The 15,738-nt window shown below is 61.0% G+C and carries 15 protein-coding genes; 11 read left to right on the top strand and 4 right to left on the bottom strand.

Going from position 1 to position 15,738, the window contains the following annotated elements; translation table 11 throughout:
• Positions 1 to 56 precede the first annotated feature (56 nt).
• Positions 57 to 320, top strand: a complete 264-nt coding sequence (locus CVV65_RS17505; RefSeq protein WP_133121344.1) for a TOBE domain-containing protein — start codon at positions 57 to 59, stop codon at positions 318 to 320.
• Here CVV65_RS17505 and CVV65_RS16280 read toward each other — a convergent pair.
• Positions 265 to 963 carry an SGNH/GDSL hydrolase family protein gene (locus CVV65_RS16280; RefSeq protein ID WP_100669037.1) on the bottom strand — a complete coding sequence of 233 codons (699 nt, stop codon included), beginning with the start codon at positions 961 to 963 and terminating at the stop codon, positions 265 to 267. The two genes, CVV65_RS17505 and CVV65_RS16280, sit on opposite strands and share 56 nt — an antisense overlap.
• A 201-nt stretch (positions 964 to 1,164) precedes the next feature.
• On the opposite strand from CVV65_RS16280, the gene CVV65_RS16275 reads away from it, so the two are divergent.
• Positions 1,165 to 1,599: a hypothetical protein gene (locus CVV65_RS16275; protein WP_100669036.1), complete on the top strand. Its 435-nt coding sequence runs from the start codon at positions 1,165 to 1,167 to the stop codon at positions 1,597 to 1,599.
• Between the two features lie 148 nt (positions 1,600 to 1,747).
• Here CVV65_RS16275 and CVV65_RS16270 read toward each other — a convergent pair whose 3' ends face one another.
• Positions 1,748 to 2,188, bottom strand: a complete 441-nt coding sequence (locus CVV65_RS16270) for a hypothetical protein (protein WP_133121343.1) — start codon at positions 2,186 to 2,188, stop codon at positions 1,748 to 1,750.
• A gap of 193 nt (positions 2,189 to 2,381) precedes the next feature.
• Here CVV65_RS16270 and CVV65_RS16860 point away from each other — a divergent pair, with 193 nt between their 5' ends.
• A complete protein-coding gene (locus CVV65_RS16860) occupies positions 2,382 to 2,534 on the top strand; it encodes a hypothetical protein (protein WP_157935573.1) in 153 nt (50 codons plus the stop codon).
• Between the two features lie 96 nt (positions 2,535 to 2,630).
• On the opposite strand, the gene CVV65_RS16260 is transcribed toward CVV65_RS16860, so the two are convergent.
• Entirely contained in the window at positions 2,631 to 3,821 is a 1,191-nt protein-coding gene (locus CVV65_RS16260; RefSeq protein ID WP_100669033.1) for a pyridoxal phosphate-dependent aminotransferase, read from the bottom strand.
• An 88-nt stretch (positions 3,822 to 3,909) separates the two neighbouring features.
• Positions 3,910 to 5,883 carry a transglycosylase domain-containing protein gene (locus CVV65_RS16255; RefSeq protein WP_232796660.1) on the bottom strand — a complete coding sequence of 658 codons (1,974 nt, stop codon included), beginning with the start codon at positions 5,881 to 5,883 and terminating at the stop codon, positions 3,910 to 3,912.
• Positions 5,884 to 6,185: 302 nt separating this feature from the next.
• Between CVV65_RS16255 and speE the strand changes: the two genes are divergently transcribed.
• From speE to CVV65_RS16215, 8 genes are all read left to right on the top strand, one after another.
• On the top strand, positions 6,186 to 7,016 hold the full coding sequence (speE, locus tag CVV65_RS16250; protein ID WP_100669031.1) for a polyamine aminopropyltransferase: 831 nt from the start codon (positions 6,186 to 6,188) through the stop codon (positions 7,014 to 7,016).
• Entirely contained in the window at positions 7,013 to 7,894 is an 882-nt protein-coding gene (gene speB, locus CVV65_RS16245; protein ID WP_197945654.1) for an agmatinase, read from the top strand. Before speE ends, speB begins: the two co-directional genes overlap by 4 nt.
• A 40-nt stretch (positions 7,895 to 7,934) precedes the next feature.
• Positions 7,935 to 9,608, top strand: a complete 1,674-nt coding sequence (argS, locus tag CVV65_RS16240) for an arginine--tRNA ligase (protein ID WP_100669030.1) — start codon at positions 7,935 to 7,937, stop codon at positions 9,606 to 9,608.
• Between the two features lie 13 nt (positions 9,609 to 9,621).
• The gene (locus tag CVV65_RS16235) at positions 9,622 to 9,954 is read left to right on the top strand and encodes an alpha/beta-type small acid-soluble spore protein (RefSeq protein ID WP_100669029.1); all 333 of its coding nucleotides are present in this window, start codon (positions 9,622 to 9,624) and stop codon (positions 9,952 to 9,954) included.
• Between the two features lie 219 nt (positions 9,955 to 10,173).
• Entirely contained in the window at positions 10,174 to 12,195 is a 2,022-nt protein-coding gene (locus CVV65_RS16230; protein ID WP_100669028.1) for a heterodisulfide reductase-related iron-sulfur binding cluster, read from the top strand.
• A 79-nt stretch (positions 12,196 to 12,274) separates the two neighbouring features.
• The gene (locus tag CVV65_RS16225; RefSeq protein WP_100669027.1) at positions 12,275 to 13,465 is read left to right on the top strand and encodes an acetyl-CoA C-acetyltransferase; all 1,191 of its coding nucleotides are present in this window, start codon (positions 12,275 to 12,277) and stop codon (positions 13,463 to 13,465) included.
• A 19-nt stretch (positions 13,466 to 13,484) separates the two neighbouring features.
• Entirely contained in the window at positions 13,485 to 14,342 is an 858-nt protein-coding gene (locus tag CVV65_RS16220; RefSeq protein ID WP_100669026.1) for a 3-hydroxybutyryl-CoA dehydrogenase, read from the top strand.
• 245 nt (positions 14,343 to 14,587) lie between these two features.
• Entirely contained in the window at positions 14,588 to 15,736 is a 1,149-nt protein-coding gene (locus CVV65_RS16215; protein ID WP_100669025.1) for an acyl-CoA dehydrogenase, read from the top strand.
• Positions 15,737 to 15,738: the final 2 nt, after the last annotated feature.

Genomic DNA, 15,738 nt, shown 5'->3' with positions numbered 1-15,738 from the left:
TTACCCCTTTTTTGAATTTCTACACGTGATCTTGACCGAACTTCAACGGGGTGTTCATGTTCTTGTCCTGCCATGGGAGGAAGGTGGGCTGGTTAGCAACTTGCACCCAAAGCTCTCCGGCGGTCGTCACGTCGATTCGCTATCTCGGGCAGACCTCCACCTACACCATTGCCCGGCAAAATCGCACATTTACCATCATAGACCTGGGAGAACCCCGTTTCCACCCCGGGCAGGCCGTCTCCCTCCGCATCCACGACGCCTGGATCATGCCGGATGCAGCCGCCCCGGATTCCGCGCCGGTTGGATGGCCCCGGACGTAGCCATCGCCTTGAGGAACGCCCCGGCGATCGCCCGATGGCCCGCAGGGTTTGGGTGCACCGGGCGACGCCACGGGATGCGTTGCCGATCTCCGAGCCGGCCCCGGCGATAACCCTCAATCCACTCGGGCTGCCGCCCTTCAAACAACAGGTGCAGAGGCACGATCACTGTGCGCCCGCCCGCCTGGGGAAAAATCACGCGCTCATTGAATTCGGCCACCGCCCAGGAGGCGAGATGACTTTCAGGATACGGGTTGTACACCGATCCCAGGAACACCCAACCGCTTGTCTGGGTTTTCACCCTCGCCAGTGCCACGGCCAGATTCCGGCGGGATTGCTCCAGGAGTGCAGGCAGGCGGTCCGGGCGGACGATGACCGTCCCCGCCCTCCACAATAGGTCGTTCCCTCCGATCGTCATCACCACGATGTTTGCTTGGGGGAGCGGTTCCAGGCGGGTCTGGTGCATCAAGTCGATGGTCCGCATTCCCGGGCGGGCCAGCATCCAGGTTCTCCACGGTTTTGCGGTGGCCTCGTGCAGGCAGCGCGTTAACTGACCGACGTAGCTTCGGTCAGGACGCCCGGCTCCCACTCCTGCGGTGATCGAATCCCCCATTGCCAACAAGACCTCCGGAATCGACGTGTCCATCCTTTTCGCCCCCTGTACTTCTCGTCCCACAGTTCTTTTCCGTTGTATGATGCCGCCTGCGAGGATGGCACGACGGACTCCCAAGGACGGGCTGTGGTTTGTGATCTTGTGCTCCAAAAACTCGGGCGTTTATGCGAGTCCAATCGCTTCTCGTTCCCATAGATTGAAGATGAACCGTGGCCCCGGAAAGGAGGAACCATCGTGGCCAAAGGAAAGAAGTCCACCCATTCCAAAACTCAAGGGAAATCGGCGGCGGGACGTGGTCCGGCACCGGCACCAGGTCCAGGTCCGACAACGCAGGCGGCTGCCCCAAAAAACGGGATTGACATCCTCAAGGAAAACATTAAGCGCGTCGGCAAAGACGGGCTGATCAACATGCTCCACGACGTGAAGAATGCCCGCCCCGAGGACTGGCAGAACCCCGAACGCGTCAAAGAAATGGCCCGGCGTTTTGCCCAGCAGTTCCACATCCCGGTGTCCGAAGACCGCCTCAATGCCTTTGCGAAAGCCTTCCAGGACGCCACCCGGACCGGACGTCCGGTGACCGTTGAAGAGTTGGCGAAAAAATACGGAGGCGATCGGGTGGATGACGCGACCATCAAAGAAATGAAAAAATATATCCCGAAAGTCCCGTAATCATGCGAGGAGGGTTGCCCCGCCCAACGGGTGCAACCCTCGTTTTATGGATCCAAGTCCTTTGCAGCCCCGGCGATCTCCGGCCGCGGTCTCCCGAACAGCACGGCGGCGGTGCCAGGCCCAGGGCCTGGGCCGGGTTTCTCTTTCCTCACGAGCCCTCCGACGGGGGTGGGGCTTGACCGTCCCCGCCGATTCGCTCGAACAAGCGGTTTCCAATGGGGGAGTTGAGCAGTGCCCCGAGAATCGCGGCTAAATCCGCCGTACTCAAATTTCGCCCCCGGTGTTGGATCAATTTTTGCAGAATCCCAGATTCATTCAACGAGTTGGCTGTGGAAAACAGGGTTTCGATCATCGTATCGGCCTGCTGGACATACTGAAGCGCCTGCTTGGTGAGCTTCCGCAGGTTTCCAAGGGAGTTGATCGAATCCTGGATAAACCGAGGGGACAGGCGTACGGAGGGCAATGTGGCTGGCGGGTCTGCTTTAAGCGATTTTTTCGCCGTCCCGGGGCTTTGGCCCGACTTGCGCGCCGGAGATGGCGTCCGACTGCGCGGTGCCGGCACCCTGGACGACCGAGGACTACTTTTCACGACCGCCACCTCCCTTTCCCGCAGCTTCTCTCACCATCCTATGGGTGGAGGCGACCTGGGGTGCTGGACTGTCCGCCCAACCTTTGGCACATGCACCCGCTTTTCCCGGGGGATTCTAAAGGCGGAGGTGTCAATATGCAGGAGACCCATCATCCGGAAGGCACAGACGGGCGGCGGGGAGTCGAGGGTTCCCTTGACGGCACAACGGCAGCGGCGCCGGGGAGGGAAGGCCTTTTCGCCCGGCATGGAGGGCAAAGCCCTGGACCAGGCCGGATTGATCCACCTTCGGCAAGACGGCTTATGGGCGGACGGCGAGGAGCGGATCGGGGGCTCCGACCAGTGTTAAAACGGCGCCCCGCAAACGGCTGTGCCGCTCCGGGGCGCCCCATGTTCCGTTCTATCTCCGCCGGGCCAAAGGTTCTTTCCCGGCGAACCCCTCTTTCTAGTGCTCCACTTCCCCGAGGAACGCCTCCATCCTTTCCATGGCGATCTCCAGATCCACCCGGGACACCGCGTAAGAGAGCCGAATATTGTTCGGCGCTCCGAATCCCGAACCCGGGACCAGGGAAACCCGGGCCTCCTCCAGCAGCAATTCGCACAACCGGTCCGACGTATCGATCGTCTGACCCCGATACCGGCCCCCCAGCAGCCGCGACACGTTCGGGAACAAGTAGAATGCCCCCTCCGGCTCCGCGCAGGAGATGTAAGGCATCCCCCTGAGCCGCTCCAACACATAATCCCGCCGAGCTCGGAATTCCTCCACCACATCGGGATCAAAATGGTCCAGGGCCACCACCCCCGCCTTTTGCGCGATGGATGTGGGATTTGACGTGCTCTGGCTCTGCAGGCTGGTCATGGCCTTGATCACATCTTTCGGCCCGGCGGTGTAACCGAGCCGCCACCCGGTCATCGAAAAGGCTTTCGAGAAGCCGTTGACCACCAAGGTCTTCCGAAAAATCTGTTCGTCCAAAGATGCGATACTCACGTGCTCCACGCCGTAGATCAGCTTCTCATAAATCTCGTCGCTGATCACGTAACAATCGGCCGGGCGCAGAACCTCCGCCAAAGCCTCCAGTTCCTCCCGGCGATACACGGCTCCGGTGGGATTGCTGGGGCTGTTGAGGATCACCGCCTTCGTTTTTGGCCCCAAAGCTTCTTTCAATTGGTCCGGCGTCACCTTAAAACCGGTGGACTCATCAGTCGGCAAGATCACCGGGACTCCTCCGGCCAGTCGGACTTGCTCGGGATACGTCACCCAATAGGGAGCAGGTATAATCACCTCGTCCCCAGGGTCCACCAGGGTAAGCATAATGTTAAATAAAGAATGTTTCGCCCCCACCGAGACGAGAATCTCGTCCGGCTCATACCGCAGGCCATTTTCCTGTTCCAACTTCTGGATGATCCGCCGGCGCAGCTCCATAATGCCGGCCACCGCCGTGTACTTCGTGAACCCTGCCGCGATCGCCCCCACCGCCGCCAAAGAGGCTTCGGGAGGGGTCTGAAAATCCGGTTCCCCCACGCTGAGGTTGATCACCTGTTCACCGCGGCTGACCATCGCCTTGGTCTTCGCATCAATGGACAACGTCGGAGAAGGAGCAATTCCCCGGGCCCTCGCCGACAACGACAAACCCATCTGTTTAGGCCCCCCCTAGCTCGGCGGGCAATGATTGCCCGTGCTTCTTTGCCCTTACCATACTGGAACCGGCGACTTGCGTCAACAATCACCGGCGGGAGCGGCCCTGAAACCAATCCCACAAGTGATCAAAGGGCGTTCTCGTTTCCCCTTGGGACCCTGGTGGGTGAGGTGGACTTCCGTGCAAAGAGCACACCTCCATGGGCTCTGTCCCTTTTACAAAATAATCCCACTCCACCCTGGGGCAGTTTTCGGTGGCCAACTCACCGGACAGGGGATCCACCGCCGCCCGGACCAACCCGGGGGGAACCGGAAAATCCGGGGTTCCCGGCGCCACAGCTTTGCTCATAAAATCCGCCCAGATTTGGGAAGCCAGGGTCGATTCCGCGGGGGAAAGGAGCCGGTCCTTGTCGTACCCCACCCAGGCCACTGCCACCAGATTCGGAGAGAATCCCGCCATCCAGGCGTCGGTATCCGTGGATCCGGTTTTTGCCGCCAGGGGCCGGCCCTCCAGTTCCCGGGCCACCCGCGCCCCGGTTCCCTCCGGCCCGAATACGCTTTTCATGAGATCCGTCAGAATGAACGTCCGCTGGGGATCGGTGACCGGGGTGGTCTTCGGATCGATCACCTCCAGAACCCGGCCTTGGGAATCCAGCACTTCCCGAACCATCCGGGGCGTCACCTGCACTCCTCCGTTGGCAATCGCCGCGTACGCCCGGGCCAAGTCCAGGGGAGACACCGGGAGTGTGCCGAGCGCCAAGGATGGATAGGGCTTCAAAGGCTCGGTGATGCCGAGTTGCCGGGCCATCTCCACCACGGCTTGGGGGCCCACTTTCATGATGGTGTCTACGGCGTACACATTGTCCGACCGGGCGATGGCCTCTCTCATCGCCACCGGGCGATATAAATAATGATTGGCATAGTTGTGTACCTCGTAGGTTTGCCCATGTCCGTAGGTGACCGTCGTCGGTTCGCTGACAAAGGACGTGGTGGGGGTCATCCCCCGATGCAGAGCCGTGAGATACAAAATGGGCTTAAAGGACGAGCCCGGCTGCCTCCGGGCGAGTACTCGGTCATAGGAGCTGGTTCTATAATCTGTTCCTCCCACCCAGGCCTTGACGTCCCCGGTGTGGGGATCCAATGCCACGAAGGCGGCTTGAAGGCCACTTCCCTTTGGAATCGCCCGGGCTACAGCTTCCTCCGCCAGGCGCTGAAGCTTCGGGTCCAGTGTGGCGTAGATGGAGAGCCCCCCTTTGGCCAAGGCCGATTCCGGCACATCGTACCCAGAGCTGAGCTCCCGGCTGACATCATCCAGAAAATACGGCGCAGGCCGGTCCGGGGCGGGCTGCCGGGCCAACGCAAGGGGTTCTCGCCAAGCCCGGTCCGCCTCCGCCTGACTGATCATCCCCGCCCGCACCATCGCGTCCAGTACCTGCTTTTGCCGTTCTTTCGCCGCTTGAAAATGCTGGATCGGATCGTACACACTCGGTCCCCGGGGCAGCCCCGCCAACAGGGCACACTGGGCCAGATCCAGGGACCCCACGGGCTTGCCAAAATACGTCAAAGAAGCCTCCCCCACCCCCGTGGCGCCGTGACCAAAATAGATGGAATTGAGGTAGCGTTCCAGGATCTCATCCTTGGAGGCGTGCATCTCAAACTGCAGGGCCAGGATGGCTTCGTGGATCTTTCGGGTCCACGTGCGGTCCTGGGTAAGATACAGGTTCTTGACCAACTGTTGGGTGATGGTGGAACCGCCTTGGACGGTCGCCCCTTCCCGGATGTCGACCCAAAGCGCCCGGAGGATACCCCGCCAGTTGAGGCCTCCGTGTTGATAGAACTGGGCGTCTTCCGAGGCGATGACCGCTTCTTTCATCGCCGTGGGAATGCGGGTTAAGGGCACATAGTCTCGTTGGTCCGTCCCGCCGTACAACTGTGCGATAACCGATCCGTCCGCCCCGTAGACCACCGTCGGGCGCGTATCCCCGCCCGGGGGCAGGGGTGCGAAACGCAGGTAAAGCACCGCCAAGCCGGCCAGGCCGATTCCCATGACGGCCGCGGCCAACCATATTCTCCACGTTCGTCTGATCGGATTGCGGCCAGGCCGCCCCAGGGGAGGCAGGGACCCCGGGGACGGCGCGGAAGAATTCGAGGGAACAGGAAGATCGGATAAACGATTCACAACGCCTCCCCGCCTTTCCATATTCCCAGTATGGGCGCCGTATCGCCGGTGCAAACTGTCATTACCGTCCCATCATTCAGAACCTGGCCTCGGCGGGGGAGAATGCGTTGTCCGCGCCTGTGTTCTGGTATAATACCTACGTCTAACAAGGGTCAGCGGGGGGTGCCCCGGAAAGGACGTGTCCCATGGAGCTCTGGTTTACCGAAAAACAAACGGAAAACTTCGGGATTACCGCCAAGGTGTCCAGGACTTTGCATACCGAGCGGACTCCGTATCAGCGAATCGATGTGCTTGAGACGGTGGAATACGGAAGAATGCTGGTATTGGATGGCATGGTGATGTGCACCGACCGGGATGAATTTATCTACCATGAAATGATCGCCCATGTACCGCTGTTTACCCACCCCGATCCGAAGCAAGTGTTGGTGATCGGCGGGGGAGATGGGGGTACGATTCGCGAGGTGGTGAAACATCCCCGGGTGGAGAGGGCTGTGCTGGCGGAAATTGACGAGCGGGTTATTGCCGTATCCAAAGAATATTTTCCGGCACTTTCTCGAGGGTTCGCCGATCCCCGGGTGGAGATCGAGGTGGGGGATGGGATCGCCCACGTCAAGGCCAACAAGGACACCTACGACGTGATTCTCGTGGATTCCACAGAACCCATTGGGCCGGCGGAAGGGTTGTTTGCCCGGGAATTTTACGAGGGAATCTATGAGGCGCTTCGGCCCGGAGGGGTGTTTGTGGCCCAGACGGAGTCCCCGCTTTTCAACGCGGCCCTGATTTCCCGGGTCTGGCGGGATATTGCTTCGATCTATCCGGTGACGCGGCTTTATCTGGCGCCGGTGCCCACCTATCCCACGGGGATGTGGAGTTTTACATTGGGATCAAAGGGGCCTGATCCCCTGCAGGCGGAAGGGCAAGACGAAACGGCCATCGAAACCCGGTACTACACCCCGGAGGTTCACGGGGCGTCTTTTGCCCTGCCTCGCTTTGTCGAGGAGCTGCTTGCCCGATGAAAGCGATCCGCTTTGACCCGGCATTCAGCGGAGAGGCGTTTCTGGGGGCGAGCCCGGACTACACCGAGGCCAGGGCGGTTATCTACGGCATGCCCATGGACTGGACCGTGTCCTTCCGACCCGGGGCGAGACTGGGACCCCGGCGGATTCGGGAGGTGTCCGTCGGGCTGGAAGAGTACTCTCCTTATCTGAACCGCGATTTAGGAGAGATCCTTTACTACGATGCCGGAGACATTCCCCTCCCATTTGGCAATGCCGCCCAGAGCCTGGAGAGAATTCGCGAAACGGTGGGGCGGATCCTGGCGGATGAGAAGATCGCTGTGGGGCTCGGCGGGGAACACCTGGTTAGCTGGGGCGCCATTCAAGCGGCGGCCGATCGATATCCCGATCTCGTGCTCGTTCAACTGGACGCCCATGGGGATCTCCGGGAGGAGTACGAGGGACAACGCTTTTCTCACGCTTCGGTGATGCGCAGGGCGGTGGAACGGCTGGGCGGGGAGCGGGTGTGGCAGTTCGGGATTCGGTCGGGCCCGAGAGAAGAATTCGAGTTTGCCAGAAACCATACCCATTTTTATCCGTTCGAAGTGCTCCCGGGTTTGACCGAAGCCCGGGAGCAATGGGTGGACCGGCCGATCTACGTCACCGTGGACATTGATGTCGTCGACCCGGCTTTTGCTCCAGGGACGGGCACCGCGGAGCCCGGAGGGATCTCTTCGTCTGAATTGCTGAGAGCGATCCACTATCTAGCTGGGTTGAAGGTGGTGGGCTTCGACTTGGTCGAGGTCTCCCCGCCCCTGGATCCGACGGAGCAGACCCAGATCCTGGCGGCCAAAGTGATTCGAGAGGTTCTTCTCACGGTGGTTCCGGCGACCCGCTGAGAACTGTCGGCGGCCGGGAGGAAGGAAAGGAGTTTGCGACATGTCGACCCTACACAACGTGCAAGAGAAACTGCGCCGGGAGTTGGCCGCCGCCGCCGGTCGCTGCGGTCTCTCCGTAGAGGCGGACCTGGTGCATCTTGAGGTGCCCCGGGACAAGCGTCACGGCGACTATTCTTCGAATACGGCCATGCAGCTCGCCAAGGAGGTGCGGCAGCCACCGAGGGCGTTGGCCCAGCAATTGGCCGAAACCCTGGACTGTCGGGCTGCCGGGGTAGAGCGGGTGGAGGTGGCCGGGCCGGGATTTTTGAATTTTTACCTGGACACCGGGTATTTGGACGACATCTTGCGGGAGGTGCTAAAGGAGAAGGGCGCCTACGGCCGCAGGGCCGTACCCCGGGGGAGCCGGGTGCAGGTGGAGTTTGTCAGCGCCAACCCCACCGGCCGGCTGCACATCGGCCACGCCCGGGGAGCAGCCTACGGCGACGCCCTCTGCCGAATTCTCGAATGGGACGGATACGAGGTCCAGCGGGAATATTACATTAACGATGCGGGAAATCAGGTGCACAATCTCGCCAAATCCCTGGAGGCCCGGTATTTTCAAGCATTGGGGCGGGACGTGCCCATGCCGGAAGATGGGTATTATGGCCGGGACGTGGTGGAGCTGGCCGAACGGCTGGTTCGGGAGGAGGGCGATCGATACGCCAAGATGTCGGAGGAGAAGCGATATGAGGCGCTGAAACAAAAGGGCCTCGAAGCGATGTTGCAGCAGATTCGGGATGATTTGGCCCGATTCCGGGTGCGCTTTGACCGCTGGTTTAGCGAACGTTCGCTTTACGAATCGGGTGCGGTGGAGGAAACTGTCGAAGAGCTCCGGCGCCGGGGGTGGGTGTACGAGGCGGATGGGGCTCTGTGGTTCCGTTCCGCAGCCTTCGGGGACGACAAAGACCGGGTTTTGATCAAATCGGACGGGTCCTATACGTATTTGACACCGGATATCGCGTACCACCGGGACAAATTGGAAAGGGGATTTGACCGGTTGATCGACGTCTGGGGACAGGATCACCACGGCTATGTCGGTCGGATGAAGGCGGCGGTGGCCGCCCTGGGCGGGGATCCGGAACGGCTGGTGGTGCGGCTGTGCCAATTGGTGGCCCTCTACCGCAACGGGGAACAGGTGCGCATGTCCAAGCGGACGGGAAACGCGGTGACGATGGCGGAACTCATGGACGAAGTGGGGGTGGATGCGGCCCGGTATTTTCTCCTGCGCCGCAGCAATGACAGCCACATCGACTTTGACCTCGATTTAGCGGTGTCCCAATCGAACGAGAATCCGGTGTATTATGTCCAGTACGCCCACGCCCGAATCTGTTCGATCTTGCGCCAAGCCTCCGAACGGGGGTACCCGGATGTGGACCAGGCGGCGGAATCGGCGAACCTTCAGGTGTTGCGCAGGGAGCCGGAGGTGGATCTCCTCAAATGGCTGGGCAACTTTCCCGCCGAGGTGGAAGGCGCCGCTGCGGCTTATGCGCCCCACCATATTGTGCACTACCTGGAGGAACTGGCAAAGAGATTCCACAGTTTTTATACGAGCTGCCGGGTCCTCGGCGAGGCGCCGGAGATCGAGGTGGCCCGGCTGGCGCTGGTGCGTGGCGTTCAATGGACTCTCCGGGTGGGGCTCGATCTTCTGGGCGTGGCGGCGCCGGAACAGATGTGAAGGAGGGATCGGGGTGGATCCATCACGCGACCCGGACGAGCTTCGGCGGCGGCAAATGATGGAGCGGATGAAGTGGGAGTTGGCCCGGGAACTCGGGGTGAAACCTCCGGTGGATGGCTACTGGGGAGGATTTCCGTCCAAGGTGTGCGGGCAGATCGGCGGGCGGCTCCGGCAGCGCATCCGGGTATTGACCGAAGAAGGACCGTCGGGGAAAAAGCCGGCTTCCTCCGGGTCGCCACCGGGTCCCGGATCGAACCCGCGTCGGGAGGCGGGAGGGTCATCCCGGGGCGTGGGAGGTTCCGCTCAGGGGGCGCCGAAGACCCGCCGCCGGGGATCTTCTCGCTGAGCGGGAGCAGGGCCATGTGCGTGAATTGCCGAACTGTTTCCGCACATCGGGCCGGGACCGACACCTCGGTTTTTTCTGGCTTGTTCCAAGACAACCCATTGCCCAAAAGTGAGGGGACGGTTAAAATGAATGGTGAATCATTCATTTTAACCAGGCAAAGTGTTGAAGGGAAGAAAACGAACGGTCGTTACAGGCCGTTGATTATAGGGGGGTTGAGATGTGGCAGCGTTAGCGGTCCTGCGCATCGTGATCTTTCTGGCGCTCCTCGTGACCTCCGTGTACCTCTTTTGGACGGCTTTCTCGAAGCGCTATCGGTATCTTCGTTTGGGCGCCGAGGAGGACCGGACGGATAACACGGGAGAACGCATCAAGAGTTTTCTGAAGTACGTCCTCGCCCAGGGGAAGGTGATCGCCGAACCGGCGGGGCTGGGGCATTTTGTGATTTTCTGGGGATTTATCATCCTTTCCTTTGGCACCTTGGATTTTATCGCCTATCAGTACTTTGGCGTGCACTTGCCCTATGGGGAATGGTCTTGGTTTGCGTTTTTGCACGAACTGTTCTCCTTATTGGTGCTGGCGGCCATCGGCGTGGCTTTCTATCGCCGGTACGTATTGCAGCCCATGCGCCTCGACATTTCCATTGAGGCCGGGGTGATTCTCGGACTCATCACGATATTGGTGATCTCGGATCTGCTGGTGAGCGGCCTTCAGATCGCCCTCCATGAAGAGGCTCCGAGTGCGGCGATTCCCATCGCCACGTGGCTTGGGACCGTATTTGCCGGCGGGTCGCCGGGTGTGTTGCGGGGATTCCACGAGGTCTTCGTCTGGGTGCACATTCTGACCTTGCTCGGGTTTCTCGTGTATATTCCCCGGTCCAAGCACCTCCATATGATCGCGGCGCCGTTTAATGTCTATTTTCGCAAACTCCGCTCGCCGGGCAAGTTGAAGACCCTCGACCTGGAGGACGAGTCGGTGGAGGAGTTCGGGGTCGGCCGGGTGGACCAGTTCACGTGGAAGCAGCTCCTCGACGGGTACGCTTGTACCGAGTGCGGCCGGTGTCACGTCAATTGCCCGGCTACGCTCAGCGGCAAACCCTTGTCGCCAAAATATCTGATTCTCAAGATGAGGGATCATCTTGTGCAGGTCGGGGACACCCTTTTGGCCCAGCGGCAGATGGCTGCAGCCGGGGCCGGGGCGGGGGACGCCGAAGTGGCGGTGGCCACCGAGATTCCGTCTCTAATCGGGGACGTGTACACCGAGGACGAGATCTGGGCTTGTACCACCTGCCGGGCTTGTGAGGAAGCCTGCCCGGTCTTCAACGAGCACGTCGATAAAATCATCGACCTGCGTCGGTATCTGGTGCTCACAGAAGGTAAAATGGAACCGGAGGTCAGCCGGGCCCTGAACAACCTCGAGCGCCAAGGGAACCCTTGGGGGCGCAGCCGCTCCAGCCGGGGGGATTGGGCGGAAGGTCTCGACGTGCGAGTCCTTGAAGAAGGGGAAGAGGTGGAATACCTGTACTATGCAGGGTGTGCCGCCTCTTACGACGACCGAAACAACAAGGTGGCCCGGACCCTGGTGGGTCTCCTGCAGAAAGCCGGGGTGGATTTTGCCATCCTCGGCAGCGCCGAAGAATGTTGCGGCGAATCGGCCCGGCGGCTCGGCAACGAGTTTCTCTTCCAACAGATGGCCGAGCAGAACGTGGAATCTCTGAAGAACTATAAGTTCAAAAAGATCATCACGGCAGATCCTCATTGCTTCAACACCTTGAAGAACGAGTACCCGGAATTCGGCCTTGAGGTGCCGGTGATCCATCACACCCAACTCCTGGCGGACCTCGTTCGGGAAGGAAAGCTCAAGCCGGAAAAAGAGCTGGACATGGACGTGACCTACCACGACTCCTGCTACCTGGGGCGGTACAACGGCGAGTACGACGCCCCGAGGTTTATCCTCGAATCGATCCCCGGCGTCCATCTCGTAGAGATGGAGCGCAGCCGGGAGCGGGGCATGTGCTGCGGCGGCGGGGGCGGCGGCATGTGGAAAGAAGAGAAACATGGAAACCGCATCAATGTCATGCGCACCGAACAGGCGATGGAAACCGGCGCCCAGGCCATTGCGTCCGCTTGCCCGTACTGCCTGATTATGATGGAAGACGGGACCAAAGCTAAGGGCGTCGCCGACGAAATGAAAACCTTCGATGTGGTGGAGATGCTGGACCAGTCGGTCAACGGTAAATCTTAAGAACGCGCGGGGGTTCCCGGGCGGGCGCACGTCAAGGCCTGCCCGGGTCCGTTTGCGTTTCGGAGAGGGAGGATGGCGGGTGGCACGGCGAACAGCGGTGGTGGGGGCGGCTCGGACGCCCTTTGGCAAGCTCGGCGGGGCACTGGCGGCGAAAAAAGCGGTGGAGCTCGGCGCCACGGCGATTCGCGGGGCGATGGACCGGGCAGGGGTGGGCCCGGATGAGGTGGACGAACTAATCATGGGGATGGTGCTTCAGGGCGGGGCGGGCCAGATCCCGTCCCGACAGGCGGCCCGGCTGGCGGGACTTCCTTGGGACCTCCCGACGGAGACGATCAATAAAGTGTGCGCTTCGGGACTCCGGGCGGTGACCCTCGGGGACCAGATCATCCGGGCCGGGGACGCCCGCACCGTGGTGGCCGGAGGGATGGAGAGCATGTCCCAGGCTCCTTATGCCGTTTTCGGAGCCCGGGAAGGGTTGCGCATGGGTCACGGCCGGATGGTGGATCTCATGATGTACGATGGACTCTGGTGCGCCTTTCACGACGTGCACATGGCGGCCCTGGGCAGCCGAGTGGCCGGTGAGTACGGGATCTCCCGGGAAGACCAGGATCGCTGGGCGCTGCGCAGCCACCGCCGGGCGGTGGCTGCCATGGACGCCGGCCGGCTGGGCGAGGAGATCGTACCTGTGGAGGTTCAGGAGAAGCGGAGTGTCCGCCGGGTGGAACAGGATGAAGCGCCCCGGAGAAACACCAGCCTGGAACAACTGGCGGCTCTGCCGCCGGTCTTCACCAAGGACGGGACGGTGACGGCGGGCAATGCCCCGGGGGTGAACGACGGGGCCGGAGCTCTGGTTTTGATGGACGAGGAGACAGCCCGGTCGGAAGGCAAAGAAGTGCTCGCCGTGATCCATGGCCACGCTGAAGTCGGGGCGGAAGCGGCGTACATTGCCACCACCCCGGCGCTGGCAATCCAGAAGTTGCTGAAAAAAACCGGGCGGCGCTTGGAGGACATCCGGCTGTTCGAACTCAATGAGGCTTTTGCGGCGGTGGTGTTGACAAGCGCCAAGCTTTTGGAGATGTCCCCGGAAGCCCTGGAAGAAAAGGTCAATGTCAATGGCGGCGCCGTGGCCCTCGGGCATCCCATCGGAGCCAGTGGGGCGCGGATTCTCATGACCCTCATTTATGAACTTCGGCGCAGGGGTGGGGGCCTTGGCATTGCCGCGATCTGCAGCGGGGCGGCCCAAGGAGACGCCATTCTGATCGAGGTTTGAGAAAGGAGTAATGGGATTCATGGCGAATATCGGGCGAATGCTGGTGGTTGGAGCCGGGCAGATGGGCAGCGGAATCGCCCAAGTGGCAGCCCAGTCGGGACTCGAAGTCTGGCTGCAGGATATTTCTGAAGCCCTGGTGGAAAAAGGGGTCGGGCGGATTCGCGCCAACTTGGATCGCCAGGTGGAAAAGGGGCGCATGACGGCGGATCAGCACCAGGGGGTCCTGGATCGGATTCACCCCGTCGTCCGGCTGGAGGACGGGGCTCAGGTGGACATCGTCGTGGAGGCGGCGACGGAAAACCTCACGATCAAAAAGGGCATCTTTGAAACCCTCGACCGGCTGTGCCCACCTGGGGCGATTCTCGCCTCGAACACGTCTTCCCTGCCGATTACCGAGCTCGCCGCCGTCACAAAGCGGCCCGAACAAGTGATCGGGATGCATTTTATGAACCCCGTCCCGGTGATGAAACTGGTGGAGGTCATCCGGGGACTCGCCACCCGGGATGATGTCTTTGCCGCGGTGAAAGAGCTTGCTGAGCAGATGGGGAAAGTTCCTGTGGAAGTGAACGATTACCCCGGCTTTGTCGCGAACCGTATCCTCCTTCCCATGATCAACGAGGCGATCTACTGCGTATATGAAGGGGTAGCGGCCCCCGAGGATGTGGATACGGTCATGAAACTCGGGGCCAACCACCCGATGGGGCCCCTGCAGCTCGCAGACTTTATCGGCCTGGATACATGTTTAGCCATCCTGGAAGTCCTTCATGAAGGTCTCGGGGATCCGAAGTACCGGCCATGCCCCCTGTTGCGAAAATATGTCAACGCCGGGTGGCTGGGAAAGAAGAGCGGCCGGGGATTCTATCGATACGATCAGTAAATTGAAACGGGATGCGATCCGGTCAGACCTTGAGGGCCCTCGGGGTTCGGCGGGGCGGTACCGCTGACCCTGGGGACCTCCGGGCCACCGGGACCCGGACCGGGGCGCCCTTTTTCCGACTGTTAGGGTAGGGAACCAGCTGCGGGAAGGCCGCAAAAACCGATTGCACCGGCAAAGTGAACGAGCGTTCAGTCAGGATTCAAATGAATCGGAAAATGTGACCTACAGAGAGAGGGGGATCGGGCATGAACCTTTTACTGACCGAGGAACAGCGGGAAATCCGGGACGCCGTTCGGCGGTTTGCCGAAGAGGTGATTCGCCCCAGGGCCCCGCAAATCGACGAAGAAGACCGGTTTCCCCGGGATATCATCCAGAAGATGGCAGATCTTGGCTTTCTCGGGATTCCGATCCCGGAAGAATGGGGAGGCGTGGGGGCGGATTTTGTCTCCTACGTGCTGGCCATCGAGGAGGTGGCAAAAGTATCCGCGGCGGTTGCCGTCATCCTGGCGGTGCACACCTCTTTGGGGGCCCTGTCCGTGTTATACCACGGCTCAGAGGACCAGAAAGATAAATACCTCCGGGGGTTGGCCTCAGGGCGGCTTCTCGGCGCTTTCGCCTTGACCGAGCCCCAGGCGGGTTCAGACGCCGCCTCTCTTCAAACCCGGGCCCGTCGAGAACCGGGAGGGTATCGGATTGACGGACGAAAAGTATTTATCACCAATGGCGGCGAGGCCGATCTGTACCTCGTCTTTGCGAATCTCAACCCCGAAGCCGGGCGGCGGGGGATCACCGCATTTTTGGTCGAAGCGGACAATCAGGGATTGATTATCGGTAAAAAAGAGCGCAAGATGGGACTGAATGGGTCAGCGACCACGGAACTCATCTTTGAAGATTGTCGGGTTCCCGACAGTGCTCGCCTCGGCGGTGAAGGGGAGGGGTATCGCGTAGCCATGTCGTTGTTGGACGGCGGGCGGATCGGCATTGCCGCGCAAGCTCTGGGTATTGCAGAAGGAGCCTTGGAACTCGCCCGGGCCTATGTCAAGGAGAGACAACAATTCGGCCGGAGAATCGGGGATTTTCAGGGGGTGCAATTTATCCTCGCGGACCGGGCTGCAGAGATCGAAGCGGCGCGGCTAATGGTATACCGGGCGGCGACCATGCGGGCCAAGGGACTGCCCTGCGCCAAAGAAGCGGCGATGGCGAAATTGTACGCTTCGGATACGGCGATGCGTGTGACTGTCGACGCGGTGCAACTTCACGGAGGGTACGGCTATATCAAAGATTACGCCGTGGAGCGCTACATGCGGGATGCGAAAGTGACCCAGATCTACGAGGGGACGAACCAGATCCAGCGCATGGTCGTGGCCAAACACGTGCTCGGGTCGGCGCAATGATC

Source organism: Kyrpidia spormannii (assembly GCF_002804065.1).
Taxonomy (GTDB): Bacteria; Bacillota; Bacilli; order Kyrpidiales; family Kyrpidiaceae; genus Kyrpidia; species Kyrpidia spormannii.
The sequence above is the reverse complement of the archived record's forward strand: the minus strand, read 5'-3'. Positions and strand labels throughout refer to the sequence as shown.

Coding starts and splice junctions, on each gene's coding strand:
- CVV65_RS17505 (WP_133121344.1), top strand. CDS start 57: ATGTTCTTGTCCTGCCATGGGAGGAAGGTGGGCTGGTTAGCAACTTGC.
- CVV65_RS16280 (WP_100669037.1), bottom strand. CDS start 963: ATGGACACGTCGATTCCGGAGGTCTTGTTGGCAATGGGGGATTCGATC.
- CVV65_RS16260 (WP_100669033.1), bottom strand. CDS start 3,821: ATGGGTTTGTCGTTGTCGGCGAGGGCCCGGGGAATTGCTCCTTCTCCG.
- speE (WP_100669031.1), top strand. CDS start 6,186: ATGGAGCTCTGGTTTACCGAAAAACAAACGGAAAACTTCGGGATTACC.
- speB (WP_197945654.1), top strand. CDS start 7,013: ATGAAAGCGATCCGCTTTGACCCGGCATTCAGCGGAGAGGCGTTTCTG.
- argS (WP_100669030.1), top strand. CDS start 7,935: ATGTCGACCCTACACAACGTGCAAGAGAAACTGCGCCGGGAGTTGGCC.
- CVV65_RS16220 (WP_100669026.1), top strand. CDS start 13,485: ATGGCGAATATCGGGCGAATGCTGGTGGTTGGAGCCGGGCAGATGGGC.
- CVV65_RS16215 (WP_100669025.1), top strand. CDS start 14,588: ATGAACCTTTTACTGACCGAGGAACAGCGGGAAATCCGGGACGCCGTT.